At 66.7% G+C, this 24,841-nt stretch carries 21 protein-coding genes; 18 read left to right on the top strand and 3 right to left on the bottom strand.

Going from position 1 to position 24,841, the window contains the following annotated elements; genetic code table 11:
* The first annotated feature begins 92 nt into the window (after nt 1-92).
* From HY699_17965 to HY699_17895, 15 genes are all read left to right on the top strand, one after another.
* The gene (locus HY699_17965) at nt 93-869 is read left to right on the top strand and encodes an alpha/beta hydrolase (protein MBI4517696.1); all 777 of its coding nucleotides are present in this window, start codon (nt 93-95) and stop codon (nt 867-869) included.
* Between the two features lie 22 nt (nt 870-891).
* Nucleotides 892-2,058 (top strand): LLM class flavin-dependent oxidoreductase, encoded by a 1,167-nt coding sequence (locus HY699_17960; GenBank protein ID MBI4517695.1) that lies wholly within the window; start codon nt 892-894, stop codon nt 2,056-2,058.
* On the top strand, nt 2,055-3,329 hold the full coding sequence (locus HY699_17955) for an FAD-dependent oxidoreductase (protein ID MBI4517694.1): 1,275 nt from the start codon (nt 2,055-2,057) through the stop codon (nt 3,327-3,329). Before HY699_17960 ends, HY699_17955 begins: the two co-directional genes overlap by 4 nt.
* A gap of 33 nt (nt 3,330-3,362) precedes the next feature.
* Nucleotides 3,363-4,583, top strand: coding sequence for an amidohydrolase family protein (locus HY699_17950; protein ID MBI4517693.1), 1,221 nt, complete (start codon nt 3,363-3,365; stop codon nt 4,581-4,583).
* Nucleotides 4,584-4,823, top strand: coding sequence for a hypothetical protein (locus HY699_17945; protein ID MBI4517692.1), 240 nt, complete (start codon nt 4,584-4,586; stop codon nt 4,821-4,823). It abuts the gene before it with no gap.
* 41 nt (nt 4,824-4,864) lie between these two features.
* Nucleotides 4,865-9,388: a protein kinase gene (locus HY699_17940; protein ID MBI4517691.1), complete on the top strand. Its 4,524-nt coding sequence runs from the start codon at nt 4,865-4,867 to the stop codon at nt 9,386-9,388.
* Nucleotides 9,389-9,587: 199 nt separating this feature from the next.
* Entirely contained in the window at nt 9,588-10,637 is a 1,050-nt protein-coding gene (locus tag HY699_17935; GenBank protein ID MBI4517690.1) for an efflux RND transporter periplasmic adaptor subunit, read from the top strand.
* Nucleotides 10,634-11,329, top strand: coding sequence for an ABC transporter ATP-binding protein (locus tag HY699_17930; protein MBI4517689.1), 696 nt, complete (start codon nt 10,634-10,636; stop codon nt 11,327-11,329). Before HY699_17935 ends, HY699_17930 begins: the two co-directional genes overlap by 4 nt.
* A gap of 18 nt (nt 11,330-11,347) precedes the next feature.
* Complete coding sequence (locus HY699_17925) at nt 11,348-12,574, top strand: ABC transporter permease (GenBank protein MBI4517688.1); 1,227 nt, start codon at nt 11,348-11,350, stop codon at nt 12,572-12,574.
* Nucleotides 12,575-12,578: 4 nt separating this feature from the next.
* Nucleotides 12,579-13,826, top strand: coding sequence for an ABC transporter permease (locus HY699_17920; GenBank protein ID MBI4517687.1), 1,248 nt, complete (start codon nt 12,579-12,581; stop codon nt 13,824-13,826).
* A 454-nt stretch (nt 13,827-14,280) separates the two neighbouring features.
* Complete coding sequence (locus HY699_17915) at nt 14,281-14,685, top strand: hypothetical protein (GenBank protein MBI4517686.1); 405 nt, start codon at nt 14,281-14,283, stop codon at nt 14,683-14,685.
* Complete coding sequence (locus tag HY699_17910) at nt 14,682-15,107, top strand: prepilin-type N-terminal cleavage/methylation domain-containing protein (GenBank protein MBI4517685.1); 426 nt, start codon at nt 14,682-14,684, stop codon at nt 15,105-15,107. The genes HY699_17915 and HY699_17910 overlap by 4 nt, the downstream gene beginning before the upstream one ends.
* The gene (locus HY699_17905) at nt 15,098-15,763 is read left to right on the top strand and encodes a prepilin-type N-terminal cleavage/methylation domain-containing protein (GenBank protein MBI4517684.1); all 666 of its coding nucleotides are present in this window, start codon (nt 15,098-15,100) and stop codon (nt 15,761-15,763) included. The genes HY699_17910 and HY699_17905 overlap by 10 nt, the downstream gene beginning before the upstream one ends.
* A gap of 3 nt (nt 15,764-15,766) precedes the next feature.
* Entirely contained in the window at nt 15,767-16,960 is a 1,194-nt protein-coding gene (locus tag HY699_17900) for a hypothetical protein (protein MBI4517683.1), read from the top strand.
* A 2-nt stretch (nt 16,961-16,962) separates the two neighbouring features.
* Nucleotides 16,963-17,244, top strand: a complete 282-nt coding sequence (locus tag HY699_17895; GenBank protein MBI4517682.1) for a hypothetical protein — start codon at nt 16,963-16,965, stop codon at nt 17,242-17,244.
* A gap of 11 nt (nt 17,245-17,255) precedes the next feature.
* On the opposite strand, the gene HY699_17890 is transcribed toward HY699_17895, so the two are convergent.
* Nucleotides 17,256-17,891: a response regulator transcription factor gene (locus HY699_17890; GenBank protein MBI4517681.1), complete on the bottom strand. Its 636-nt coding sequence runs from the start codon at nt 17,889-17,891 to the stop codon at nt 17,256-17,258.
* 119 nt (nt 17,892-18,010) lie between these two features.
* Between HY699_17890 and HY699_17885 the strand changes: the two genes are divergently transcribed.
* Nucleotides 18,011-19,171 carry a hypothetical protein gene (locus HY699_17885; protein MBI4517680.1) on the top strand — a complete coding sequence of 387 codons (1,161 nt, stop codon included), beginning with the start codon at nt 18,011-18,013 and terminating at the stop codon, nt 19,169-19,171.
* Here HY699_17885 and lnt read toward each other — a convergent pair.
* Nucleotides 19,114-20,523, bottom strand: coding sequence for an apolipoprotein N-acyltransferase (gene lnt, locus HY699_17880; GenBank protein MBI4517679.1), 1,410 nt, complete (start codon nt 20,521-20,523; stop codon nt 19,114-19,116). The two genes, HY699_17885 and lnt, sit on opposite strands and share 58 nt — an antisense overlap.
* A gap of 45 nt (nt 20,524-20,568) precedes the next feature.
* On the opposite strand from lnt, the gene HY699_17875 reads away from it, so the two are divergent.
* Nucleotides 20,569-22,911, top strand: coding sequence for a HAMP domain-containing protein (locus tag HY699_17875; protein MBI4517678.1), 2,343 nt, complete (start codon nt 20,569-20,571; stop codon nt 22,909-22,911).
* Between the two features lie 112 nt (nt 22,912-23,023).
* Entirely contained in the window at nt 23,024-23,725 is a 702-nt protein-coding gene (locus HY699_17870; GenBank protein MBI4517677.1) for a hypothetical protein, read from the top strand.
* 31 nt (nt 23,726-23,756) lie between these two features.
* Here the strand turns inward: HY699_17870 and HY699_17865 are convergent, their stop codons facing one another.
* Nucleotides 23,757-24,725 carry a hypothetical protein gene (locus HY699_17865; GenBank protein ID MBI4517676.1) on the bottom strand — a complete coding sequence of 323 codons (969 nt, stop codon included), beginning with the start codon at nt 24,723-24,725 and terminating at the stop codon, nt 23,757-23,759.
* Between the last annotated feature and the right edge of the window lie 116 nt (nt 24,726-24,841).

Below are 24,841 nucleotides of genomic sequence, written 5' to 3'. Positions count from 1 at the left end.
GCCCGAGGACTCGAACCTGGACCGGGCTACCCGCAGCAGGAGCCCCGCCAGCGCCCTTGCCGCCGCTGGGCGCCGGGTGTATCAGCGTGCCGATGTCGCATCGCTCCGAGTTCCTCACCATCGGCGGTGTGCGCACGCACCTGCAGCACGGCGGCGGCGGCGCGCCGGTGTTGGTCTTGCACCCGGAATACTGCGGCAACATGTGGCATCCCTATCTCGACGGCTTGGCGGCGCACGGCCGCGTGTTGGCGCCCGACCACCTCGGCTTCGGCAACAGCGAGCGGCCCGACTGGCTCGACGCGATGGACGATCTGGTGCTGCACTACGCCGATCTCCTCACGGCTCTCGACCTGCCGCGCGCCGCCGTTGTCGGCACTTCTTTCGGCGGCTGGATTGCCGCGGCCTTTGCCGCCACCTACCCCGAGCGGGTCAGCGCCTTGATCTTGATTGGCGCCGCCGGGCTGAAAGTTGACGGCGTCGCGCGCTACGATTTGTTTCTCAATTCCTTCGAGGACACCTTGCCTCACCTCTTCCACGACCCCGTCCGGGCAACGCAACTGTTGCCGGCCGAGTATGGCCCGGAGCTGATCGTGCGCGGCTACCACGATGCCACCACGCTGGCGCGTCTGGCGTGGAATCCGTACTTCTACGACCCCAAGTTGGAGCGGCGTCTGGCTCGCATTAGCGCGCCCACGCTGGTGGTGTGGGGTAAGCAGGACACCTTCCTGCCGCTGGCTTACGGCGAGGCTTACGCCCGCGCCATTCCCGGGGCGGTACTGCGCACGGTGGCCGACTGCGGCCATTTCGTCCCCTTCGAGCAAACCGCCGCCTTCGTCCGGCTGGCAACCGACTTCCTCGCCCAGCCGTAGGCCGTCAGCGACCGGCGCGCCGATGCAGTTCTTCTACTTTCATCTCATGCCCTGGCCGCACCTGCCGGCCAACTCCGAGCGCCGCCATCGCTCGCTCTGGATCACCTTCCCCAACCGCGCCTACGACCCCGCGCGCGGCCAGGCGCTTTACAACGAGTACCTCGACGAGCTCGAGCGCGCCGAAGCACTCGGCTTCGACGGCCTCGGGGTCAACGAGCATCATCAGACCGCCTATGGCACCGGCCCGGCGCCCAACTTGATCGCGGCCGCGCTGGTGCGGCGCACTACCCGCGCTCGCATCGCCATCCTGGGCAACAGCATCGCACTGCGCGACCATCCCTTGCGCGTGGCTGAGGAAGTAGCCCTGTTGGATGTGCTTTCGGGCGGCCGGATCATCTCCGGCTTCGTCCGCGGCATCGGTTGTGAGTATTTGTCGCTGGGCGTAAACCCGACATACTCCCGCGAGCGTTTCTACGAAGCCCACGATTTGATCGTGCGGGCATGGACCGAGGACGGCCCCTTCGCCTTCGAGGGCAAGCACTTCCGCGTGCGTTACGCCAACATCTGGCCCCGCCCGCTGCAGCAACCGCATCCGCCGATCTGGCTGCCATCGCAAGGCAGCACCGAGACCATCCGCTTCGCAGTGCAGCGCCGCTATCCCTTCGTGACCCTGTTCACCTCGTACGCGCAAACCAAACGCCTGCTGGAGGAATACAAGGCCGAAGCCGAGCGCGCCGGTTACAACGCGCCGCCGCAGCAGCTCGGCCTGGCCCTGCCGGTATACGTAGCCGAGAGCGATGCCGGCGCGCGCGCCGAGGCCGAGCCGCACGTACTATGGCTGTTCCGGCGCGGGTTGCGGATTCCGCCGCACCTCCTGCTGCCGCCGGGCTACGTCAGTGAGCAGTCGTTACGCAAGTTTCTCAGCGCCGGCCTGCGGCCACCGTCGGAGCTGTCGTTCGAGGAGTTGCAGCGCAACGGCTACGTCTTGGCCGGCAGCCCGGCTACGATTGTCGCGCGCCTCCAACAATACCGCGAGGAACTCGGGTTCGGTCTTTTCATCCACGGCGGTCGCATCGGTGACATGCCGCGAGAACTCGCCTTCAAGAGCCAGGAGCTGTTCGCACGCGAAGTGATCCCGGCGCTGCGCCCAGGCACTGAGCCGGCTTTGCCCGCCGGGACTCCGCCATGAAGTCGTTCGTGGAAGAACCGGCACGGCGGACGCCGGTGTTGGCCGAAACGCAGGTGCTGGTGGTCGGCGGCGGTGTGGCCGGCAGTGCTGCCGCCATCGCTGCGGCGCGCAACGGCGCGGAGGTCATGCTGGTCGAGCGCAGCGGCTCGCTCGGCGGGCTGGCGACCAACGGCTTGATCATCTTGCTGCTCACGCTCGATGACGGCGACGGGCACCAAGTCATCGGCGGGCTGTGCCAGGAAGTGGTCGAGCGGTTGTCAGCGCGGGGCGCGGCTTACTTCCCGCCGCCGGCAGAATGGGGCTCGACGGACGAGGCGCTGGTGGTGCAGTATCTGCGCTGGGGGTTAGTCTGGGGCGCGGGGCCGCACAAAGTGCGCTACTCGGTGGCTTACGACCCGGAGGAATTCCGTTTGGCGCTCAGCCGGATGTGTGCCGACAGTGGCGTCGGCCTGCTGCTGCACAGTTGGGCCTGTGAGGGCTTGCGCGACGGCGAGCGTGTTCGCGGTGTCACCTTCCAGAGCAAGTCGGGCCGGTTTGCGATTCTCGCCGACGTTGTCATCGACGCCAGCGGTGACGGCGACGTCTTCGCCTCGCTCGGTGTGCCCTTCGAGTTGGAGAAGGTGCTGCCGTGGTTGTGGTTCCGCATGGGTGGGGTGGCCGAGGTCGAGGCCGCATTCGGTAGCGGCGCGGCCTGCCTGCAAACGCTTGGCAAAGGCCAAGTGCTGTTTCCCTGGGGCGCTACTGATCGCATCATTCGCAAGATCGACGCCACCGACCCGCGCGACTTGACGCTGGCCGAGTTGGAGTGCCGCAGCAAAGTGATGGCAGCCGTCGACCGCCTGCGCGCCGAGTCGCCGCAATTTAAGGATGCCCACATCTGCGAGATCGCCCGCGACCTCGGCATCACCGAGAGCCGCCGTATGCTCGGCGAGTATGTGTTGACGCGCGACGACATGGACCGGCCGATGGCCGACGCGATCGCCATCACCGGGCATTGGACCAAGTACGGAGCGCTCTATTGGATTCCATTTCGTTCGTTGCTCGCCAAGCAGTACCGCAACTTGTTGGCGGCCGGACGCTGCATCTCGGTGGATCACCGCACCCACCACGCGACCAAGGAGATCCCCGCGTGCATGGCCACCGGCGAGGCCGCCGGCACGGCAGCGGCGTTGGCGGCCGCTGCGCGCCTGCCGCTCAAGCAGCTCGACGTACCCGGGCTGCAACAGCGCTTGCGCACGCGCGGCGCTATCCTCGATGTGCCTAAGCGCTAGTCACACTCAGCCTGACTGCGCCTTCTGCTATCTATGCACGACTCAATCAATCGCCGGGACTTCGGCAAGCTAATGATGCTGAGCGCGGCCGGGTTGGTGGCCGGCTGTTGGGGTGGCGACACCGGTGCCGACGCCGCGCAGTTGCAGCGGCAGATGCGCGAGGAGGCGGAGCGCTCCGGGCGGGGCCCGTATGGTGCGTTGCGCTATCGCGGCTACCGCGGCTTGGCGCAGCTGCCCTACTTCGCACTGGACCAAAGTGGGCAACTGCGGTTGCGTCTTGAAGGCATGCCGCCGGCGCTCGACTTCCACACCCACCTGGGCGTGGCCTTGCTGTTCGCCCCGGCGCTCGATTTGCAACGCCGCACCGAACGGACGCAGTACTTCCTCGATTGCGACCGCGACCAGCCCGGCTGCGACTTCGACCTCGATGTGTACATCAATACCAACTTCAGCCGGGCGGCCCACGACGAGTTGGAGCGCGAAATCCGCAACCAGCTACTCTTCGGCAGCCGCGCCGCCCAAACCCACACCGTTCCGAATTTGCTTGCCGAGATGGACGCCATGGGCGTCGCGCAAGCCAACGTACTCGCCATCGCCACCGGGCTGCCTTTCGGCGACAACCTCACTGACACCTGGTTGCAGGCCATCGAGCAAGCCGGTGCCGACCGGCGCCTGCTGCTGTTCGCTTCGGTGCATCCGCACAGCCGCACCTGGCGGCAGCAGCTGCGTCAGTTCGCCGGCCGGGGCGCGCGCGGCCTCAAGTTGCACCCCGAGATGCAGCGCTTCTTTCCCGACGACCCGGCGGCCTTGGAGGTCTACGATGAATGTGAGCGTTTAGGACTGCCGGTGATCTTTCACGCCGGCCGCTCCGGCATCGAGCCGAACTTCATGCGGCCTTACGCCTTGATCCGCCATCTGGTTAAAGGCATCGAGGCCTTTCCACGGGTCCAGTTCGTGCTCGGGCATGCCGGCGCCCGCGACGTGGCCGAGGGGGTGGCCTTGGCCCAGCGCCACGCCAACGTCTGGCTGGAGATCGCCAGCCAAGGCGTCACCCAGCTGCATGACATCATCGGCGCGGTTGGCGCTGAGCGCGTGCTGTTCGGCAGCGACTGGCCCTTCTACCCGCTGGCGGCGACGCTGGCGAAGGTGCTGCTGGTAACCGAGGGACAACCAGAGGCACGAGCGGCGATTCTGCGGGGCAACGCCGAGCGGGTATTTGCCGCGGCCGCTGCCAACGTCCGACACGACTCGTGAATGAGCAGCGCCACGCTGCAGCGCAAAGGTGGGAGCTTGGCACTCCTGGTCTCGCTCTCGGGCATCGCAGTCGCGGAGATCGGCCTACGCGGCGTTGCCGTGCCCGGCCTACGAGTCGCTCTGCTCGGCCGTTGGCGCGTGCTGATCGAACCGCGAGTGACACTGGCGCTGCGGCTGGCGTTTGCAGCTCTAGCCGGCCAGCGGCGGGGCGGCGCAGCCGGGGCTAGCGCACTTGCTTGATTCCTGCCACAGCGGGTCATAAAGGTATCGGGTCTGCCGCCATGAGTCCTGCATCGCAGAGCGTCAGCTGTCAGAGCTGTGCGCAATCCAATCCGCCGGTTGCGCGTTTTTGTGGCCGCTGCGGTTGGGCGCTGGCAACCGATGTTGCCTGTGCAACCTGCGGCACTTCGAATCCCGTTGCCAACACGTTCTGCCACGCCTGCGGCGTTCCGCTTGCCGGTGAACTGGCGCGCCGCCGTGATCTTGGCCCGACGGCAGCGGCCGATGACGGGCCGGCCCCACCGGCGGCCTTGCCGGCCTCGTTCGCCGCGGGTCGTTACCGGGTGCTGTGTTTTCTCGGCGAGGGCAGCCGCAAGCGCGTGTACCGCGCCCATGACGAGCGGCTGGATCGTGATGTTGCCATCGCGCTGATCAAGACCGCAGGCTTGGACGGCAGCGGCCGCACGCGCGTGCAGCGCGAAGCTCAGGCGATGGCCCGGCTCGGCGACCACCCGCACATCGTCACGGTGTTCGACATCGGCGAAGAAGCCGGCCAACCATTCATCGTCAGCCAGTACATGGCCGGCGGATCGCTGGAGGGTTTGCTGCGCCGCGCCCCGGCGGATGACAGCGCTGATCCGGCAGCCGCCGCAGCCGGCACGGCAGCGCTGCCGCGCCACCTGCCGATCGAGCACGCCCTGCGCATCGCCGGACAGATTGCGCAAGCGCTGGAGCACGCACACGCCCGCGAGGTGCTGCACCGCGATCTCAAACCGGGCAATGTCTGGCTCACTGCCGATGGCTCGGCCAAGCTCGGCGACTTCGGCCTGGCGCTGGCCCTCGATCGCTCGCGCCTGACTCAAGAAGGAATGATGGTGGGCACGGCCACCTATATGCCGCCGGAGCAGGCCCTGGGCCGCAGCATCGACGCCCGTGCCGATCTTTACGGCTTGGGCGCCGTGCTCTATGAAATGGTCACCGGGCGCCCGCCCTTTCTCGGCGACGATGCCGTAGCCGTCATCTCCCAGCACCTCAACACCGCGCCGGTGGCGCCCTCGTGGCACAACCCGGCAGTGCCGCTCGACCTGGAAGCGCTGATTATGCAGCTGTTGGCCAAGGCGCCAGAGGATCGTCCGGCAACGGCGAGTCTAGTGTTCGAGGCGCTGGCGGCGATCGAGCGCGCCAGCACGACGCTGGCCGGCAGCACGGCGCCGGGACTCGCCGTTAACGCCAATCCCCTCGACCGCATGGCGGCGGGTGCGTTTGTCGGACGCGAGGCCGCCATGCACGAGCTGCGCGCAGGTCTCGAGGCCGCGCTCTCGGGGCGCGGCCAGCTCCTGTTGCTGGTCGGCGAGCCCGGCATCGGCAAGACCCGCACCGCCGAGGAGCTGGCCACCTACGCACGGGTGCGCGGCGCGCAGGTGCTGATCGGCCGCTGCTACGAGGGCGAAGGCGCCCCGGCGTACTGGCCCTGGGTGCAGGTGCTGCGCTCCTACGTCCAAGAGCGCGACCCCGCCATCCTGCGCTCCGAGCTGGGTTCGGGCGCGGCCGACATCGCCCAGATCGTCTCCGAGGTGCGCGAGCGCTTGCCCGACTTGCCGCCGCCGGCGGCGCTCGAGCCCGAGCAGGCGCGCTTCCGCCTGTTCGACAGCATCACGGCCTTTCTCAAGAACGCCGCCAACCGCCAACCGCTGGTGGTGATTATCGACGACCTGCACTGGGCCGACAAGCCTTCGCTGCTGCTGCTGCAGTTCCTGGCCCGCGAGCTGAGCAGCAGCCGCCTGCTCGTGCTGGGCACTTATCGCGACGTCGAGTTGCGCCGCCAGCATCCGTTGTCGCACAGCCTCGGCGAGCTGGCGCGCGAGCAGCTCAGCCGGCGCATCCTGCTGCGCGGCATCACCGCAGGTGACGTTGCCCGCTATCTCGAACTGACCGCCGGTAAGGTCGCCCCGGCGGCGCTGGTGAACGCGGTCTATCGCGAAACCGACGGCAACCCCTTCTTTGTCACCGAGATCGCCCGGCTGCTCATTGCCGAGGGCCGGCTCGACGCCGAGGGCCGCGACGCCGAGTGGGGCATCACCATTCCTCAAAGCGTGCGCGAAGTCGTCGGCCGCCGGCTCGACCGGCTCTCTGAGCGCTGCAACCAGCTACTGACAATCGCCTCGGTGATGGGACGGGAATTCAGCCTCAGCGCGCTCGAACGGGTGAGCGAGCTGCCGGCGGAGCAGCTGATCGAGAACCTCGAGGAGGCGATGGCCGCCCGCATCATCACCGAGCTGCCCCGTGCCGTCGGCCGTTACAGCTTCGCCCACGCGCTGGTGCGCGAGACCCTCTACGGTGAGCTGACCACGACGCGGCGCGTGCGTTTACACCGGCAGATTGCCGCGGTGTTGGAGGAGTTCTACGCGGCCAACCCCGAATCGCACATGGCGGAGCTGGCCTATCACTTCTACGAAGCCGCCCCCGGCGGCGACGTCGAGCGGGCGATCGCCTACGCCACGCGCGCCGCCGAGCGCGCCACCGCGCTGTTGGCGCATGAAGAAGCGGTCGTTCACTACGAGCGCGCGCTGCAAGCTCTGGAGCTGCAACCGCCGATCGGCGGCAGACGCCGCTGCGAGCTGCTGCTGGCCCTGGGCGACGCGCAGCGCTACGCCGGCGACTTCGCCAAGGCGCGCGAGGCTTTTCGCGCCGCCGCCAGCGTGGCGCGTACACTCGGTTCGAACGAGTCCTTCGCCCGTGCCGCGATCGGCTTTTCCGAAGAGTGGGTGCAGGCCGGCGCCCTCGACCAAACCGCGATCGAGCTGCTGGAAGAGGCCCTGGCCACCTTGCCGGACGCCGACAGCGCCCTGCGTGCCCAGGCCATGGCCCGGCTGGCCGCTCACCTTTACTGGACCGAGGCCCGCGATCGCATTGTGGCAGTCAGTCAGGCGGCGGTGGAAATGGCGCAGCGGGTCGGTGATCCGGCCGCGCTGGCGCGCACCCTCAGCATGCGCCAGATGGTGCTCTGGAACCCGCTCAATGTTGAAGAGCTCCTGGCGGCCGCCAACCAGATCATGCACTTGGCCGAGGTCGGCGGCGATCAGAATTTGCGCCCGATCGGGCATGAATGGCGGCTGCTGGCCCTGCTTCAGCTCGGTGACATCACCGCGGCGGATCGTGAAATCGAAACCCACCGCCGGCTGGCCAAGGAGCTGCGGCTGCCCATTCATCTGTGGCTGGCCACCGAGTGGGCGGCCATGCGCGCTCTACTTGATGGCCGCTTCGTCGAGGCGGAAGGCTGCATCACCGAGGCCCTGGCGCTGGGGCAGCGCCTGCGCCCGGAGGACACCTATCAGTCGTACGCGGTCCAGATGCTCATACTGCGGCGCGAGCAGGGCCGCATCCAGGAGCTGGAGGAGACCGTGCAGCGGATGGTGACGCAGTATCCGCACTTGCCCGCTTGGCGCTGCGCACTGGCGTATCTCTACGCCGAGCTCGGCCGTGAAGCCGAGGCGCGGGCTGAGTTCGAGCGGCTGGCGGCCAATGACTTCGCTGCATTACGGCCCGACTTGTTGTGGGTGATCTCAGTCAGTTTGCTGGCCGAGGTCTGTGCCCTGCTCGGGGATGCTGACCGCGCTGAAACCCTCTATCGCTTGTTGCTGCCTTATGCCGGCCGCAACGTCATCATCGGCGGCTGCCTAGTGTGCGTCGGCTGCGCCTCTCATTCGCTCAGCCTGTTGGCCTTCACCCGCGGCCAGCTGGCGCTGGCCTTCGAGCACATGGACGACGCGCTGGCGATGCATGCCCGGCTGAAGTCGCGCCCGCTGTTGGCGCAAAGCCAGCACGATTATGCCCTGCTCTTGCTCGCCCGCAGCCAGCCGGGCGATCGTGAACGAGCGCTGGAGCTGGCCGGTGAGGCGCTGGAAACCGCGCAGGCACTAGGAATGCGCGCCCTCGTGACCGCCGTGACCACGCTCAAGCTGCGCGCCCAGGGCATCAGCGCGACAGACTTCACCACCTCGATCGACAGTGTTGCCTCGAGCGTGCAGCGGCGCCGGCCCGACTTGCGCCGGCACGTGGCGCGCGATGGCACCGTCACCCTGATGTTCAGCGACATGGAGGGCTTCACGCAGATGACCGAGCGCTTGGGCGACCGCGAAGCCCACCGCGTCATCCGCGCGCACAACGCCATCGTGCGCCGGCAACTGGCCGCTCATGACGGGGCCGAGCTGGAGTTGCAGGGCGACGGCTTCCTGCTCGCCTTTGCCGACCCAGAGCGCGGTCTGCGCTGCGCCATCGCCATCCAGCGCGCCTTCGCGGGCTACAACGAGCGTTACGCGCAACGGCCGATTCGCGTGCGCATCGGCCTCCATACCGGTGAGGCCATCGCCGAGGCCGACCGCTTCTTCGGCAAGACCGTGATCCTGGCCGCCCGTATCGCCGCGCAAGCGGCCGGCGACGAGATCCTGGTGTCGGCCGCACTCAAGGAGCTTATCAGCGGCCGCTGCGAGATCGCCTTCGATGGGCAACGCGAGGTACAGCTCAAGGGCCTGAGCGGCAGCTACACCTTGCATCGCGTCAACTGGCGGACGCCCGCAGCCGCTTGAAGGCGCGCTGCCGTCGGGAGACGCCGGCAGCGCAGCCTCGGTGCTGCGGCGGCGCAGCGGGCGCTATGCGCAGGGCAGGGGCCGCGCCTTGCCGGCTCGACGCCCCCGCGCTGGCATTCGATCTGCTCTCCACGCCCGTGCGATGGGCAGCGCTCTGCGTAGCAGTCGGCGCAAGCCTTTGATACACGGGAATTCCCCTATGGGTCGAAGGCTGGTCATTGCATTTGCTCTGGTGCTTGCCGGACTGGGCGGCGTGGCGCTGCTGCGCCTGGGCGGGCGCGGCCCCGAGCTGGGCAAGACCGCCCTAGTGACGCGCGCCGCGATCGAGCGGATCGTGGTGGCCTCGGGTACCATCGAGCCGGAGCATCTGGTCGAGGTCCGTGCCAAAGTTAGCGGCATCGTCGAGCGCTTTCACGTCGATGCCGGCGAGCGCGTGCGCGCCGGCCAGGTGATCGCCGAACTCGATCGCCAGACCCTGGAGGCGGCGGTGCGCGAGGCTCGAGCGGTGGTGCACGAAGCGGAAGTCGAGCACGACCATGGCGCAGTAGAGTTGCAGCGCAAGAGCGATCTCTTCGGCCGCGGCGTAGAATCGAAGGATGTGCTCGATCGCACTCGCGCCGAACACGCGCGCGCCGGCGCCCGCCTCGAGCGCGCCCGCGCCACGCTCGAGCGGCTCGAACAGGAGCTGGCTTATGCCACCATCAGCGCCCCCATCGATGGCGTCGTGCTGCGGCGGGAGTTGAATCCCGGGGCCGCGGTGGCCTCGGTTGCTTCCGTCACCGGCGGCACCGTGCTGATGACGATCGCCGACACCTCGCAGATGCACCTGCTCGGCATCGTCGACGAGAATGAGATCGCACAGGTGCGGGTCGGTATGACCGCGCGCATCCGGACGGAAACCTATCCCGAACGGATCTTTCCCGGGCGGGTGCGCAAGATCGCCTCGATTGGGGACCGCAAGGACAACGTGACCTCGTTCAAGGTCGAGGTTACCGTGCTCGAAGGCGTGGATTCGCTCTGGCCCCGGATGTCAGGCGACGCCGACATCATTGCCGAGGTCCACGACCAGGCGCTGTTGCTGCCGGAAACCGCGCTGCTGTACGAAGGCAACGAAGTGATGGTCGAGGTCGTCGAGCATGACTCACCGCCGCGTTTGACCCGGCGGGCCGTACGGCTCGGTATTGCCAACGCCGATCGCGTCGAAGTACTCGACGGCGTCACCGAAGGTGATACGGTGAAGTTGCAATGAGCGCACCGGCCGTCATTCGCCTGCGCGGGGTGACCAAGGTGTACGACATGGGCGAGGCGGCGGTGCAGGCGCTCAAGGGCATCGACCTGGAGATCGCCGCGGGCGAGTACGTCGGCGTCATGGGGCCGTCGGGCTCGGGCAAGACCACGCTCATGGACATCATCGGCTGCCTGGCGCGGCCGAGTCTTGGAAGCTACGAGTTTGACGGCCGGCGGGTCGACCAGATCGACGACTCGGGGCTGGCGACATTGCGCGGCGAGCGCATCGGTTTCGTATTCCAGACCTTCAACCTTTTGCCCCGGCTGAGCGCGCTGGAGAACGTCGAGCTGCCGCTGCTGTACCGGCGCGTACCCCGCCGGCGCCGGCGCGAGCGGGCGCAGGCGTTACTCGAACGTGTCGGCCTCGCCCACCGCGCACAGCATCGCCCGAGCGAGTTGTCGGGCGGCGAGCGCCAGCGCGTCGCTATCGCCCGCGCCTTGATCAATCACCCCTCGGTAATCCTGGCCGACGAACCTACCGGTGCGCTCGACACCGCTACCGGCAACGGCATCATGGAACTGATCGAGGCCCTCAACCGTGACGGCCAAACCGTCATCGTCGTCACCCACGACCCGCGCATCGGCGAGCGCGTCGGCCGGCAACTGCGGTTGCGCGACGGGGCGGTCGAGAGTGACATGCGCCGGGCTGGGTAAGGCTTGGCCGGCGGTCGGATGTTCTTAGCCATCATTCGCCAGGCGCTCGGGACGATGCGGCTGCACCGCCGCTGGGCCGCGCTGACCATGTTTGGCATCGTTTGGGGCACGGCCTCGGTGGTGCTGCTCGTCGGCTGGGGCATCGGCGTGCACGGCATGGTGGACGCCGGCATGCAGAAGATCGGTAAGAACCTGGTGCTGGTGCTGCCCGGGCGCGTGGGTGAGGATCTGTCGGCGGCGGACGAGCGGCGCACCATCACGCTCGACCTCGATGACGTCGCCGCGCTGCGCCAAGCCGCGCGGCGGGCGGATGTGGTTACCGGGGAGCTGCGGCATTGGACGTACGCCCGCGCCGGGGCCCAGGGGCGGAACCTGGACATGCGCGGCGTCGAGCCACTGATGCAGCAGCTGCGCGGCGCGACGCTGGCGGCCGGTCGCTTCATCACCGCCGACGACGTGCGCTTCCAGCACCGCGTCGCGGTGATCGGGCACACCGCCCGGGCGCGGCTGTTGGGCCCACGCCCGGCGCTGGGCGCGCGCATCAACTTGGACGGACAGACCTTCGAGGTTATCGGGCTACTCGATCGCGTCGGCACCCAGCTCAGCCGCGATCGCACGGAAACCGACGAGCAGATCTGGATTCCGATAAGTACGGCACTGACCATGACCGGGCGCGAGCACCTCGATGTGATTCTCACCCGGCCTACCGAGCGGCGCTTCAATCAAGAACTGAAGCGGGAGATTCGCACCATCTTGGCGCGCCGGCTACACGTCTCGCCCAGCGATGAGGAAGCCGTGTTCATCATCAGCCTGGTCGACATGCTGGCCGGGTTCGACTCGGTATTTGCCGCGCTCAACGTGTTTATGATCGTGCTGGCTGCGGGCACGCTACTGATCGGCGGTATCGGGGTGATGAACATGATGCTGGTTTCGGTCAACGAGCGCCGGCGCGAAATCGGGGTGCGGCTGGCGGTGGGGGCCGCACGCCGGCACGTGGTCGGGCAGTTCCTAGTCGAGACGCTGGTCATTACGCTGGTCGGCGGCTTCGCCGGGCTTGCCCTCGGAGTGCTCGCCTGCGCCATCCTCGGTCAGCTGCCGAGGGACGTGATTCCGGTCCCGGTCATTGTCCCACAGGTGGTGGTGCTGGCGCTGGCGATCACCACGGTGGTGGGGATCATTTCCGGCAGTGGGCCGGCGTGGCGCGCGGCGCGCATCGATCCGGCCGAGTCGCTGCGGGCGGAGTAGCAGCATGCTGCGAGACCTCCTTGCCGATGCGCTACGCGACGTGCGGGCCAACTGGCTGCGGGTGTTGCTCACCGGCTCAGGCATCGTCTGGGGCATTGCGCTGTTCGTCACCCTCAGCGCCTCCGGCACGGCGATGCGGGCGCACTATCGCGCCAAGATGGAAGCGATCGGCCGCAAGGTGATCTTCACCTTTCCCGGTGCGGTAGCCCGCCAGGGCAGCGCTAACCGCAACGCGCGCCGGATCACGCTCGAAGTCGATGATCCGCCGCGGCTGACGGCATCGCCGCTAGTCGAACGGGCAGCGCCGGAGCTGTGGAACGGCGCGCGGGTGATGAAGGGCGGCGGCCACATCAAGGTCGTCTGGACGTATGGGGTCGGGCCGGAGACCGGCCGTATCCGCAATTTCCAAGTCGGCCGCGGCCGTTTCATCAACGCCGCCGACGTTGCCGAGCGCCGCCGTGTCCTGGTGATCGGCGCCAAGGTCGCCGAGCGGTTGTTCGGCCGGCAGTCGGCACTCGGGCGACAGGTGCGCCTCGAAGGGCATCCCTTTCGCATCGTCGGCGTCTCCGTCGCCAAGGGCGAACAGTTTGTGAACATGGGGCCGCGCGACGACGAACAAGCCCTGCTGCCGGTCACCACCGCGCAGGCGCTGTTCAGCGGCAGTGACGCCATCAGCCACATCATTTACGAGCCGCGCACGCGTGAAGAGGGCGCCGCCTCGATCGGGCGGGCGCGGGCGCTGCTCAGTCGCCACCACCACTTCAAGCCGCAGGATGAAGAGGCGGTGAGCTTCTTCAACATCGTCGAAGCCATGCGGAGGGTCGAGCTGATCGGCGTCGCGCTGCAAGTGTTTCTCGTCGCCTGCGGCGTGCTCACGCTGGTGGTCGGCGGTGTCGGGGTGATGAACATAATGCTGGTGGCGGTGGCCGAACGAACGCGCGACTTGGCGGTGTGCAAAGCGGTCGGCGCCAGCCGGCGCGATCTCTTCATGCAGGTAATCGCCGAGACCGTCATCATCACCGTCGGTGCCGGGCTGGCCGGACTCGCTTTGGGCAGCGGCATCATTCTCATCTTGCAAGTGCTGCGCAACTCGGCCGAGCGCGCGCAATTGCTCATGCCCGAGGTGAGCTTTTCGCCGGCGCTGGCGCTGCTGTCGTTCGCTGTGCTGGTGGGGGTCGGCATTCTTGCCGGGATCGTGCCGGCGTTACGGGCAGCGCGCCTCGATCCGGCCGTGGCTTTGCGCGAAGAGTAGCGCCGGCAAAGCGCATGCGAGCCGCCCGAGCGCGCAAGGTCAAGGCAGCGGAGCGTGCCGAGTTTGTGTCACTATTACGCTGAGCGCGACAACTACTCGCCACTTGCGGCACGCTGCTGCTGGCGAGGGGCGGCTGCTAGCCATCACCCGTCGGCTAAAGTCACGTTGCCTATCAGGTTAAATTCCATGGCGCCGCAAGCCATTCTGTCGCTGCGCAACCAGATGTGGGCTGAGGGCGGGATCGGTGGTGCTCAAAAGCATCAAGAATTCAGCTGGCTATCGCACTTGGCCCAAGCGCCAACGGCCGCAGGGCTTACGATAGCCGGCAACACGGTCCGCGTTGGAGGCTAGTGCCGCATGCTCGGCACGCGGCTCGCAAGAAGGGCGATAACCGGCAAGGCCCATGAAGAATCGACTGGGACGAACGATCGAGCGACAGGCTGGCTTCTCGCTGATGGAAGCACTGGTCGCGATTTCCCTGGCCGGAGTTATCTCCGCGATCGCGCTGCCGTCAGCGAGCGCCTACATGAGTCAATATCGAATTGTCGGCGCTAGCAGCGAGCTCGCCTTCGAGATTTCGCGAGCACGTATGCAGGCTGTGGGGCAGAACGTCTTCACTCGAGTCCGTTTCTTGAACACCACCAGCTACGCCAGGGAGCGCAGCACCGACGGGGGCGCCACCTACGCGCAGGACGGTGCTGCCATCACCTTGCCCCCCGGAATTAGCGCCGGCGCCGCGACGACAACTTCTTTCAACAAGAACGGCGTGGCCACAGCGGTCGTCGCCACGGCGTTGACCAACGGCAAGATCACCAAGACAGTACGGACCGGTCTGCTAGGGCGAGTGACGATATCATGACCTCACCAGATCGGCATCCAGAACGTGGATACACAGTCATCGAGGTCCTCGCGGCGATCTCGATCTTTGCGATCGTCGCCACAGGGCTGTCGACCACAACCGCAGGCACATTGAAGGCCAACGGCACGAGTAGGCGGGTTGCCGCTGCCACCTCGCTGGTACAGGACAAAGTCGAGCAGTTACGCGCCCTCGACCCCACGACCAACCCCGGCGATCTGACAGCTGGGGCACACACTGACGCGCTCAATCCGATCACTCCGCTGGGACAAGCGGGCGGCAAGTTCACCCGCAGTTGGACCGTGATCGCGAACACGCCGAAGTATGGGCTCTCGCAGGTGGTGGTCACGGTGTCCTGGAGCAACCCCGAATCCCGGTCGGTGGTCGGGGTCACTTACGTTTGTCGGACTGCCCTATGCGCCTGACAGCAACATTCAACAGCAGCCGCGGCCACGCCGGTTTCACGCTCACCGAGGTGCTCGTTGCCACGACACTGACGCTGGTTGCCATGAGCGGATTCCTCTCGTTTAACCGCTACCAGCTGCTGACCCTACGCAATCAGGCCAATCAGATCGATGTCCAGACTACGGCGCGCAACGTGGTCGACCTCTTTGCGCGTGAAGTCCGCCGTGCCGGGATGAATCCCAACTGCGACATCGCCAATTTCAGCGGCATCGCCGACGCCCGCAGCTACTCGATCCGCGTCCAGGCCGACCTCAACAATAGCGGCCAACACCTCGGTCCGAACGAGGACCTGACCTACACTTACAACTACTCCGCGAAAACGGTGCAGCGCATCGACAACAACAATTGGTCGAACACGGACACGCTGCTCTCGGACGTGGATCTGAGCGGCTCAAGCATCCGCTACTTCGACGGCAGCGGAACCGAGTTGGTCCCGACCTCGGGCTCGCTCAGCGCCACCGACCGCTCCGCCATCCGCCGCGTTCGCTTACAGCTGAGTTTGCGGAGCCAGGCCGCCGATCCGCTAAACGGCGCAGCCCCGTCCGCGCAAGTCGCCACCGACGTTGACCTGCGCAATCGCTTCTTTATTGCCTCCACCAAGTGCCCGGGGAGTTGAACCATGACCTGGTTGCTCACACGACTTCGCGATCGGCGCGGCTTCGCGCTCTTTCCAACCTTCCTCTTGCTGGTGCTCATCGCCTCGCTGGCGGTAACCGGGCTAACGCTGAGCAGCCTTGACCTGCGGTCGACCAGCCACTACCGCACCGGCAACCAGGCGCTGGTGTCTGCCGAGTCCGGCCTGATCCACGGACTGAGCGCCATGAACACTCGCGGCGTCCAATCATTCAACCTCGATGTCGTGCAACAATGGAGCACTCTCTGGGGCGCCTCGGCGAAGACCATGCCGAGCTATAGCGACTACACCTACACGGTGGTCGTGGCGGCCGATGCCGCGAACCCTGATGACCGCGGCACGATTACGGCCACTGGAACCGCCCCGCTGCAAGCGCAGCGGCGGCTTCGCGTCGCGCTGGTCCGATCCGGCATCGGGGGCTCGCCCGGCGCGCTCTATCTGGCCTCCGACACCCTCAGCGCCTCGACGTTCAACGGCAACAGCTTCAACGTTGACGGCAACGACCATAACACCAACGACTCACTCAATCCGAGCGGGCCCTTGATGCCCGGCATCTCCACGCGCAACGACAGTGTTACCAGCCAGCTCAGCGGCTCGCTCAACAACCAGCAGAAGAACAACGTCCTGGGGCTCGGCTTTAGCAGCAACCCGCTAACGCCCAGCGTCATGACCACGGGCGGTCCCAGCGTCGCCGACTTGGATACGATGACCAGCCGCATCTTGTCGAAAGCGGGGGTCGTGAACATCAGCGCCAGCAACTTCAACAACAGCTACAACGGATCGTGGGGCAGCGAGGCGGCGCCGCAGATCACCCATCTGACCGCCGCCGACGTGACCATCAACGGCAACATCACCGGTGCCGGCATCCTCATCGTTGACGGTTCCCTAACCGTGAGTGGAACCATCGATTTCATCGGCTGGATCATCGTTCGCGGCGACACCGTGATCGACGCCAACGGCTACGCCTACGGTATCGACAATAACGACGAAACGACCGTCCAAGGCACCGCAACGATCGTGGGCGCGCTGTGGACTGGTGATATGCGCGTCACCGTCGGCGGCCACGCCAACATCGATTACTGCCAGAGCTGCATGAATCTCGTCGACAGTATCGGCGGCGGAGCCGGAAATCTGGCGCGGCCAATGACGATACTGTCGGCCTCCTGGCAGGAGCTGTAATCATGCGCTGGCAGACCGTGATACTGAGCCTTCTGCTTGCCCTTGCCACCGCCGCGTCGTCCGGAAGCACTGCGGGCGCGGCGGAATTGCCGAGTACGCGCACTGAGCAGGAAGCCCGTCTCAACGCGCTGCAGCCGCAGATGAACGATTTGCAGCGTGAGCTCTTCCGCGCGCGGATGAGCCACGATGCCGCCGAGATCAAGCGGGTGTCAAAAGAGTTCAGGAAGTTGCAACTCGAAGAGCAGCAACTGCTGCGCGCCACTGGACAGTTGCCGCCCCGCTAAACGGCGGCAGCTCACTGAATCAAGTTTTGCCGCAACGCCAGCGCCACCGCATGGGTGCGGTCGGTGGCGCCCAGCTTTTGGAACGCGCGCCGCATCCGCAGCTTCACCGTCTCCAACGATTGCTGTGTGCGCTGGGCGATTTCTTCGTTGCTGAGGCCCTCCGCCACCAAGCGCAGTACCTCGATCTCGCGCGCCGACAGGTCTTTCGGCGCCGAGCGCGGGCCACCGCTTTGCACCATGCGCAGCACCTCCGACTGTAGCGCCGGATCGATGAACGCCTTGCCCATCGCCACTGCGCGAATGCCTTCGAGCAGCAAGGTGCTGGGGCTGCTCTTGAGCACGTAGCCGTCGGCACCGCGGCGCAGGGCTTCGGCGACGTAGCCGTACGAAGCGTGCATCGAACACACCAGGGTGCGAATCTTTGCCGAACCGTCGGTGATCATGCCGATGAAGTCCGCACCCCGAATCACGGGCATCTCGAGATCCAACACCACCACGCTCGGCTGCAAGCGCCGCACGGCTTCAACCGTGTCAGCCGTGCCCGAGCCCTCACCGATCACCTCGAGGTCGGCCTCGAGCTTGATGACCTGTGCGACGGCGTTGCGCACCAGCACATGGTCATCGACTACAAATACCGTGATCGCCATTTCGCTCCCCGCTCGCAAACTGAGTTCTCACCCGTGTTCTCTAGCGTCCCGTGCGAATCCCCGCCAGCGGGCCGCCTGCGGCTTGACTCGGCCGCGATCGTGCACTTATCATTTGACCAATGAAATTCCTATCGCCAATGCTCACCGCGACACCTGATTATGCGCGGGAATATACCTGCACCATGTGGACGATCATGCTGTTCACCTACCGCTCGTTCGCCGCCGGTTTCTACCAACTGCCTCGACCGCGGCGGCCGCAACAGGCTTTGCTGGCCATGGCCTGCGGGCTGGTGCTGCTAAGCAGCATAGCACACGCCGCCAAGTGGAGTTCCTGCCCGTCGCCGCCGCTGCCGGTGTATCCCTCGGTGCGCGGTGCCACCGTCGCCCCCTTCATTCACCCGGGGCACGCCTTTACCATCGTCCTCAACGCGGCAGAGGCCGCTAGCGCCGGCTTCAGTCTCGCCCCCGACGGCAACCATGTCGCCATCGTGTTTCACTCGCTCTTCGGCAGTGCGGTAGTGCTTGCGCCTCGTGCTGCAACCACGTCGAACTCGGCGGTGCTGACTTTCGAGTTCCCCGACACCAGCGCGGAGTTGGGCCGCGGGCTCGCCGGGCCCGTTGACGTCCAGGTGGTCGCCGATGGCCGAACGGTGGCGCACATCGCCTGGTGGGATTTGGTGGCGTTGCCCGCCGCTAGCGAGGTCTCGGCATTCATCCTCGGCCAGAATCCGGAGCAGGTGGTGCAAGCCGCGTTGGCCGCGGACGGGGCCCTGTGGGTACCCGCGGCATTTCACGGTGAGCCGATGGACATGCCGGGCTGTCCCGGCAATTTCATCGAGCCGGCGCCGATTCAGATCGCCGCCGCCGAGATCGTCGGAGTCGACAGCTCTCGGCGCAACCCGCTCGCGCGCGTCCGCAACCTCAGCTCGTATCTCGGTGACGTTGTCATCCAAGACCAGAATTTCTACGGCATGCGGCTTTCCGAACGCATCCAGCTGCTCCATGTGGCGGATACCCTGGGCGTATCGCTGTGCCGCCTGAACGATGCGATCGACCTGGTCCTGCGCATGCGCGGAAACATTTCGTGGGCTCGCGGCCGGCGCTCGCCGTTTGCGGCGCTGGCGCGCGATTCCAGCCCAATCTCGTTGCGTCTGACTGCGGCCCGGCTCAACCCAGCAAGCAGCCGGGGGCGGCCGAACAACAGGTCCACCGGCGAGCAGAGTCAACTCGATAGCTTCGGCAACGTTTGTCCGGAGCGTCCCGCCGGGCGCCGTCGTTGAGCAAACAACATCGAGGCTACTGCCAGCGCGCTGGTGACCCAGCAGGCTGCTAGCCACCAAGGCCCGAGCCACGAGGCCGGTGCGCGCGTCGCCGGCGGCACTGTCGTGGTTAGCACCGCTCCCCGAGCTTGCTCGGTTACGCGCCCATAGCGGTCGATCGCCGCGCTGATTCCGCGGTTGGCCGCTCGCAGCACCGGCACCCCGGTTTCCACCGCACGCAGCCGCGCCTGCGCCAGCTCCAAGGCCACGGCTTGCGGCGGAAGCTGAGCGTCGTTGCTGAGCACCAGCAACGCATCAGCACCCAGCTCGACGGACTCGCGCGCCAGCACCGCCTGCTCGACCTCGAAGCAAACCAGCACGCCCAGACGACACTGAGCGGCGCGAAACAGGCGCGGCTGCGTGCCGGGCGCCACCTCTTGGGCCAACAACCACTGCGGTCGGGGCACCAATGGCAACGGCCAGGACTCGGCAAACGGTACCAGCATTCGCTTGTCGTACGTCTCGATCGGCTCTGAGTTGGCGATCCGATACACCGAATTGAACACGGTTGGCTGCCACGTCGAAGTCCAGCTTACCCGCGCACCGCCCGCTATGAGCACCACGGCCCAGCCTCCGGCCAGCTTTCGCAGGCGCTCCTGGAGAACTACGTCGACTTCAGGATACCCCGGTACTGCCGACTCCGGCCAAACCACCGCCGCCGGCATTGGGGCGAGTGCCGCCCGACTGGCTGCCTCGTAGCGATCAAGCACCTCCGGCAGTCGCAGCTCGCCTGAGGAGATGCTGGCGTCAACGGCTGCGACCGTACAAGCCGGCGCGGCCGCGGGCGCAGCGCATTCGAGCCGCAGATGCCCGAAGCCGGCGACCGCGACGACGATGGCGGCGCCCGCGGCTGCTCGGCGTAACGCTGGGCCGCGCTCGCCGGCGCGCCCGGCGAGCCCGAAGCATGCGCCGGCGCCGGCGATCACTGCGCTCAGGGCGCCTTGGCCCGCCACGCTCACCAGTTGCAGTGTCGGCAGATCAGTTTGGGTCGCCGCCAGCCCGGCCCAGGGATAGTAGGGGAACAGTGCGGTGGTGAGCGATTCCCACGCCGCCCACGCCGCGCCCACTGCGATCGCTGCCAGCCCCGCCGGCCGGCTGCAGAGCGCGCAGCGCAGCATCGCGCCGAGTACCGAGCCGTAGACGGCGCCGCAACCCACGGCAAGAGCTGTGGCGGCGACCGCTGCTAGCCACGGCCCCAGACCGAAGTACAAGCGCCCCGCAGCAGCGACCCATGGCGCATGCGCCGCGAGCGCCACAGCGGCGCCGAAGACTGCACCGCCGGCGCAGGCCTCACGCCAGCCTTGCGCGCGCATGGCAGTAAGCACTAAAGGGGCGCAGACAAGCCAAGCGAGAGCACCGTGCAACCAGATCGCCCCAACCAACAACAGCGCCGCCCCGAGGTTGTAGCTGCTCGCGCGCATCAGGCACCAGCGCGCCTGCAAATCGGCAGCAATCGCCTTCGCTCGCTGGCGGTGCTGGTTACCGGCGGCGTCTTGGCCATCGGTGCGCTCTGCGCCGGCAACGGCGCCCGCCGGATCGGGGAGACCTTCCCGGGCTTCCTGGTCTTGCACAATCGCATCGTGGTCTCGATCGGCCGCCCGCAGTGGTCACTGGAGAAGACCGCGCGGATCTTGTTTGCCGAAGTCGTCGGAATCGAGAATCACCCGCTGGCGGAGGCGGCCGAACTGCAAGTCCACGCCGCCAAGCTGCCCAACGACACTGCGGTATCGTACCGCTTCCGCAAGCAGGCCGAGGTTTTCGCCGAGGTGGTTGCCGCCAGGGTCTTCACCGTTGCCGATTACTTGTCGGTGTACGGCTCGTATTTCGCCGCCGGCGTCTGCTTTGCGCTGGCGGGGCTGTGGGTGGTGCTGCGCGTCGATGCGCTGGCGCCGGCGGTCATCGCCTTCTTCGTCTTCTGCCAAGCCTGCGCGCTGGTGCTGCTGACCGGCGGCGATCTTTACGGCCCGTATTGGTTCACGCCGCTCTACTTCACTGCCTTCAGCTTCAGCCCGGCGGCGCTGTTGCACCTGGCCGGCAGCTTCCCCGAGCCGATCGGCATTCAGTCGCGCTGGCGTCGTGTCGCTCTGGGGCTGCTCTATGCCGGCGCGCTCGCGCTTGCGCTCGTCTTCCACCTCATGCGCCATGACCCCTCGCTCTTCCTGCCGCTGCTGTACACAGTGTATCTGCTGCTCGCAAATGCCCTCTTTCTCTATTTGGCGCGCCTGTTGCTGAGCCGCTCGACCATCGGCGACGGCCGGCAGCGCTCCGCCATCAACCGCGCGCTGCTGGCGGTGCTGTTGTCGGGCTTGGTCGCCGGCGTGATCTTCGTGACCTATCCGGCTCTGCGCGGGCCGGTATCACCGCTGCTGCTGGTCTGGCCGCTGGTGATCTTTCCGGTGTTCACGGCCGGTGCGCTGGTGCAGGTGCGGTCCGGCCAGGCCCAAGGCCAGTCGCTGCGGCTGCGCTTGTCTTTGCTGTTCCTCGGTGCGGTCGAGACCGCGTTCCTGATCGGGGTCGCGCTGTTTTGGCTTAACACCAGCCGTGATCGACTGCTTGACGACTTCACCCTCAACCACCAGCAACAGGCGCGGGTCGAGCGTTTCCTCGAGGGCACGCCGGGAGCCGCGCTTCACCACCTCGGTGCGGTCGCGGCGCTGCTGGAGACCGTCGACGAGCAGAGCCAAGTGGAAGCAGCGAGCGCGGCCGTGCGCCAGGCTAACTGGCCTGCGGCTCGGGGCGCCATCGAGCAGTTGCGCCAGCGCTACCACCGGCGCGAGGCCCAGCTCCACGCGCGCCGCAAGTGGATCGATCGCGGTGCCGCCGCCCTGGTGATCGGCTTGATTGTGACCGGGCTGGCACAGTCGCTCACCTTCATGGTCGCGGTCGGCCGCTGGCTCATCCAACCCATCAACCAGCTCACGGTTGCCACCGGCGTGTTGGCAACCGGTGATCTGCGCCACCGCGTCGAGCTCGGCAGCGCCGACGAGTTCGCCCGTCTGGCCGAGTCGGTCAACGCCATGGCGCATTCGCTCGGTGAGATTCAGCAACAGGTGGACGTGGCGCAGGAGCAACACCGCCGCGCCGCCGGTGCCGCGCGCGCCAGCGAGCGGCACCGCCTGGCGCGGGCGCTGCACGACACCGTGCTGCAGGATCTCATCGCGGTGAAATTAGGGCTGGAGATCGCCGGCAAACAGGGCAGCTCGCTCCAGCCCATGGTCGAGCAGCTGATGCGCCTGATCGGTGATCTGCGCCGGGTGGTGGACGAGCTGCGTCCGCCTGATCTAGGCGAAGCTTCTTTGGCCGAGGCGGTGACAGCCCACGCACAAGTGCTCGCGCGCGGCCATAACGTGGCCTTGCGTGTCGACATCCCGCCGCACATCAGCGTGCCGGACTGGGCTACCCGTGATGTCTACCGCATCGCACAGGAGTCGCTCGCCAATGCCGTACGCCACGGGGCGCCAAAACTCATTGCCATCCGGCTCTATCGCAACGGCGGCGAAACCGTCCTCGAAGTATCGGACGACGGCGCCGGTTTCGAGCTATCCAAGGCGATGATGGGCAGCGGCATTCTCGGAATGCGCGAGCGTGCCGCCGCCCTCGGGGCAGAGCTGAAGATCATCACCGCCCCCGGCCAAGGCACCACCGTACGCCTGGTGTTACCGCCAGTGCGGTCTGAGCCGTGGCGCTACGCCGAAGAGTAGGGTTCCCCGAGCGTCACGTGTGCGTGCCTACCGAGAGGACGCGTGCATTCTGAACGGTTTGACCCTACCCGGCACTGACCGGTACAGTCGCCGCCGCCGACAAGGAGATTGTGTGGAGTGGATGACCGTTACGCTCGCTATGTATCGAAAAGCCTTCAGCCGTGCCGCGGAGCTGACGCTCAAGAACTGGCCGGTGCTGGGCACCGTCTTCGTCTATTCGATGGTGATGGCGGCGGCGGGCCTGCTGGTCGCTCTGCTCGGGGTGATCGGGGGCTTCATCATGGGGCTGGTGTGGGCGGCGTGCGTGGGCTCGTTCCTCTACCTGGTCGAAATGATGGTGCGCACTTCGCGCGTATCGCTCGACGACTTCAAGCGCAGTTTTGGCGTCTATCTCTGGGAGGTCATGGGCGTCGGTTTCGTCTTCTGGTTGTTCTTCACGTTTGCCACGCCGGTGCTGGCGGCGTTGCCCAACGGCATGGTGATCTTGTTGTGCATCAACCTGGCGCTATTCGTATTCTGCAATGCGGTACCGGAACTGATCTACCTCGGCCACTCCGGCTCGCTGGCGTTGATCGTCGAGAGCTACCACTTCGTGCTGGAAAACTGGATCGAGTGGTTTCCGGCCAACATCGCCGCCGCGGTGCTGGTGTACGCGGTCAACGCGCTGCCGCTCGACGGCGTCCTGACGTGGGTGCAGACCGGTCTCGGAGCCTTGCTGGTCTACTTCGCGATGGTGATGCGCGGGCTGCTGTTCATCGAGTTACATGGCAGCACACGCCGTGGCCGCGCCTTTCGCCACCGCATGGGGAGCTGACGATTGCCCGTGCCGCTCTGCCGCCGCGGCTTCAGAACACCTCGGCGATAGTCGCGCTCAGGTCCACGTCTGTGCGTTGAGTGGCAGCGCAAAGTACGCGTTTGCGCAGGGCGTCGTCATGGCGGTACAAGCCCAACGCCGCGAGGGCTTCACGCGCGGTGTGCCCCGGAGCTTCCGCCACCAATGACAGCAGGAATGCCAGCGCTTCGTCTTGCCGGAGCATAGCGATTGCCAGCAGCGCGGTGCGCCGCAGCTCGCGCTCGCGAATGCGCTGCCACCACTCGCGCAGGATCGGGAAGGCGGCACGTAAACGCGAACTCCCCAGTGCCAAAGCGGCGGACTCCCTCGTGGTCACGGCGCCGGCATCGAGCTGACGGGCCACGAACGGTAGCGCCGCCGCCGCAGCCACTTTCAACAGCGCGCCAAGGCATTCCGCGATTACTTGCGGGTCCTCGTCGCCCACATGGGCCTTCAGTCGCAGCAATGGCGCCGCGTTCTGGTTTTCGCTGTACGCCAGCGCGCGTACCGCAGCCAGCCGCGCGGGGGCTTCCGGATCGGCTAACAGATCGGCCAACTCACTGAGGACATCGGGGTAGTTCATTCTCACCAGCCCCAAAGCGCAGGCGCTCCGCAAGCCGGCCGCGGTATCCACTCGGCCGCCGTATACCGGCTCCAGCTGCACGTGGTGAATGCCGCGCAGGAACAAGTCAGCCTCCTCGTAACCGATGCGGTAGAGCGCATCGGCAATCTGCGCCTTGGCCTGACAGCCCGGATCACTCTTTGCCGGCTCGAGCATGAGACGCCCGAAAGCCGCCACCAATTCGGGGGTGAGTTGGCCGATTTCGGCTTCCCCGGTGATCTCAGCTGCCTTGGCTACAACGTACGAGATCTTGCTGTTCAGCCCTTGGCGAAGCGCGGACAATGCCGCGGTCGTGAGCGGGGCCTGACGCAGGGCGTGCAGCTCTGCGAGCGTGTCTTCAAGCGCGCGCCGCTTCGCCATCCGGCCAGGCCTCAGGTGTAGACAGGCAGTGGTCCGCGCGGGAACAGCATTTCAGCCCGAGTCGATCAGCTACCCGTGAAGCCGGCATCGAGAGGTCCGCCGTACGGCCTCCTCGA

The organism is Deltaproteobacteria bacterium (assembly GCA_016210005.1).
Taxonomy (GTDB): domain Bacteria; phylum Desulfobacterota; class Binatia; order HRBIN30; family JACQVA1; genus JACQVA1.
Note: the sequence above shows the minus strand (reverse complement) of the source record. Positions and strands in the feature narration are given on the sequence as shown.

What these genes read in the sequence shown, in the direction of transcription:
- HY699_17925 (MBI4517688.1), top strand. Translation starts at nt 11,348, where the DNA reads ATGTTCTTAGCCATCATTCGCCAGGCGCTCGGGACGATGCGGCTGCAC.
- HY699_17895 (MBI4517682.1), top strand. Translation starts at nt 16,963, where the DNA reads ATGCGCTGGCAGACCGTGATACTGAGCCTTCTGCTTGCCCTTGCCACC.
- HY699_17900 (MBI4517683.1), top strand. Translation starts at nt 15,767, where the DNA reads ATGACCTGGTTGCTCACACGACTTCGCGATCGGCGCGGCTTCGCGCTC.
- HY699_17890 (MBI4517681.1), bottom strand. Translation starts at nt 17,891, where the DNA reads ATGGCGATCACGGTATTTGTAGTCGATGACCATGTGCTGGTGCGCAAC.
- HY699_17920 (MBI4517687.1), top strand. Translation starts at nt 12,579, where the DNA reads ATGCTGCGAGACCTCCTTGCCGATGCGCTACGCGACGTGCGGGCCAAC.
- HY699_17940 (MBI4517691.1), top strand. Translation starts at nt 4,865, where the DNA reads ATGAGTCCTGCATCGCAGAGCGTCAGCTGTCAGAGCTGTGCGCAATCC.
- HY699_17950 (MBI4517693.1), top strand. Translation starts at nt 3,363, where the DNA reads ATGCACGACTCAATCAATCGCCGGGACTTCGGCAAGCTAATGATGCTG.
- HY699_17930 (MBI4517689.1), top strand. Translation starts at nt 10,634, where the DNA reads ATGAGCGCACCGGCCGTCATTCGCCTGCGCGGGGTGACCAAGGTGTAC.
- HY699_17905 (MBI4517684.1), top strand. Translation starts at nt 15,098, where the DNA reads ATGCGCCTGACAGCAACATTCAACAGCAGCCGCGGCCACGCCGGTTTC.
- HY699_17935 (MBI4517690.1), top strand. Translation starts at nt 9,588, where the DNA reads ATGGGTCGAAGGCTGGTCATTGCATTTGCTCTGGTGCTTGCCGGACTG.
- HY699_17960 (MBI4517695.1), top strand. Translation starts at nt 892, where the DNA reads ATGCAGTTCTTCTACTTTCATCTCATGCCCTGGCCGCACCTGCCGGCC.
- HY699_17955 (MBI4517694.1), top strand. Translation starts at nt 2,055, where the DNA reads ATGAAGTCGTTCGTGGAAGAACCGGCACGGCGGACGCCGGTGTTGGCC.
- HY699_17965 (MBI4517696.1), top strand. Translation starts at nt 93, where the DNA reads ATGTCGCATCGCTCCGAGTTCCTCACCATCGGCGGTGTGCGCACGCAC.
- HY699_17865 (MBI4517676.1), bottom strand. Translation starts at nt 24,725, where the DNA reads ATGGCGAAGCGGCGCGCGCTTGAAGACACGCTCGCAGAGCTGCACGCC.
- HY699_17915 (MBI4517686.1), top strand. Translation starts at nt 14,281, where the DNA reads ATGGAAGCACTGGTCGCGATTTCCCTGGCCGGAGTTATCTCCGCGATC.
- HY699_17945 (MBI4517692.1), top strand. Translation starts at nt 4,584, where the DNA reads ATGAGCAGCGCCACGCTGCAGCGCAAAGGTGGGAGCTTGGCACTCCTG.
- HY699_17885 (MBI4517680.1), top strand. Translation starts at nt 18,011, where the DNA reads ATGAAATTCCTATCGCCAATGCTCACCGCGACACCTGATTATGCGCGG.
- lnt (MBI4517679.1), bottom strand. Translation starts at nt 20,523, where the DNA reads ATGCGCGCGCAAGGCTGGCGTGAGGCCTGCGCCGGCGGTGCAGTCTTC.
- HY699_17910 (MBI4517685.1), top strand. Translation starts at nt 14,682, where the DNA reads ATGACCTCACCAGATCGGCATCCAGAACGTGGATACACAGTCATCGAG.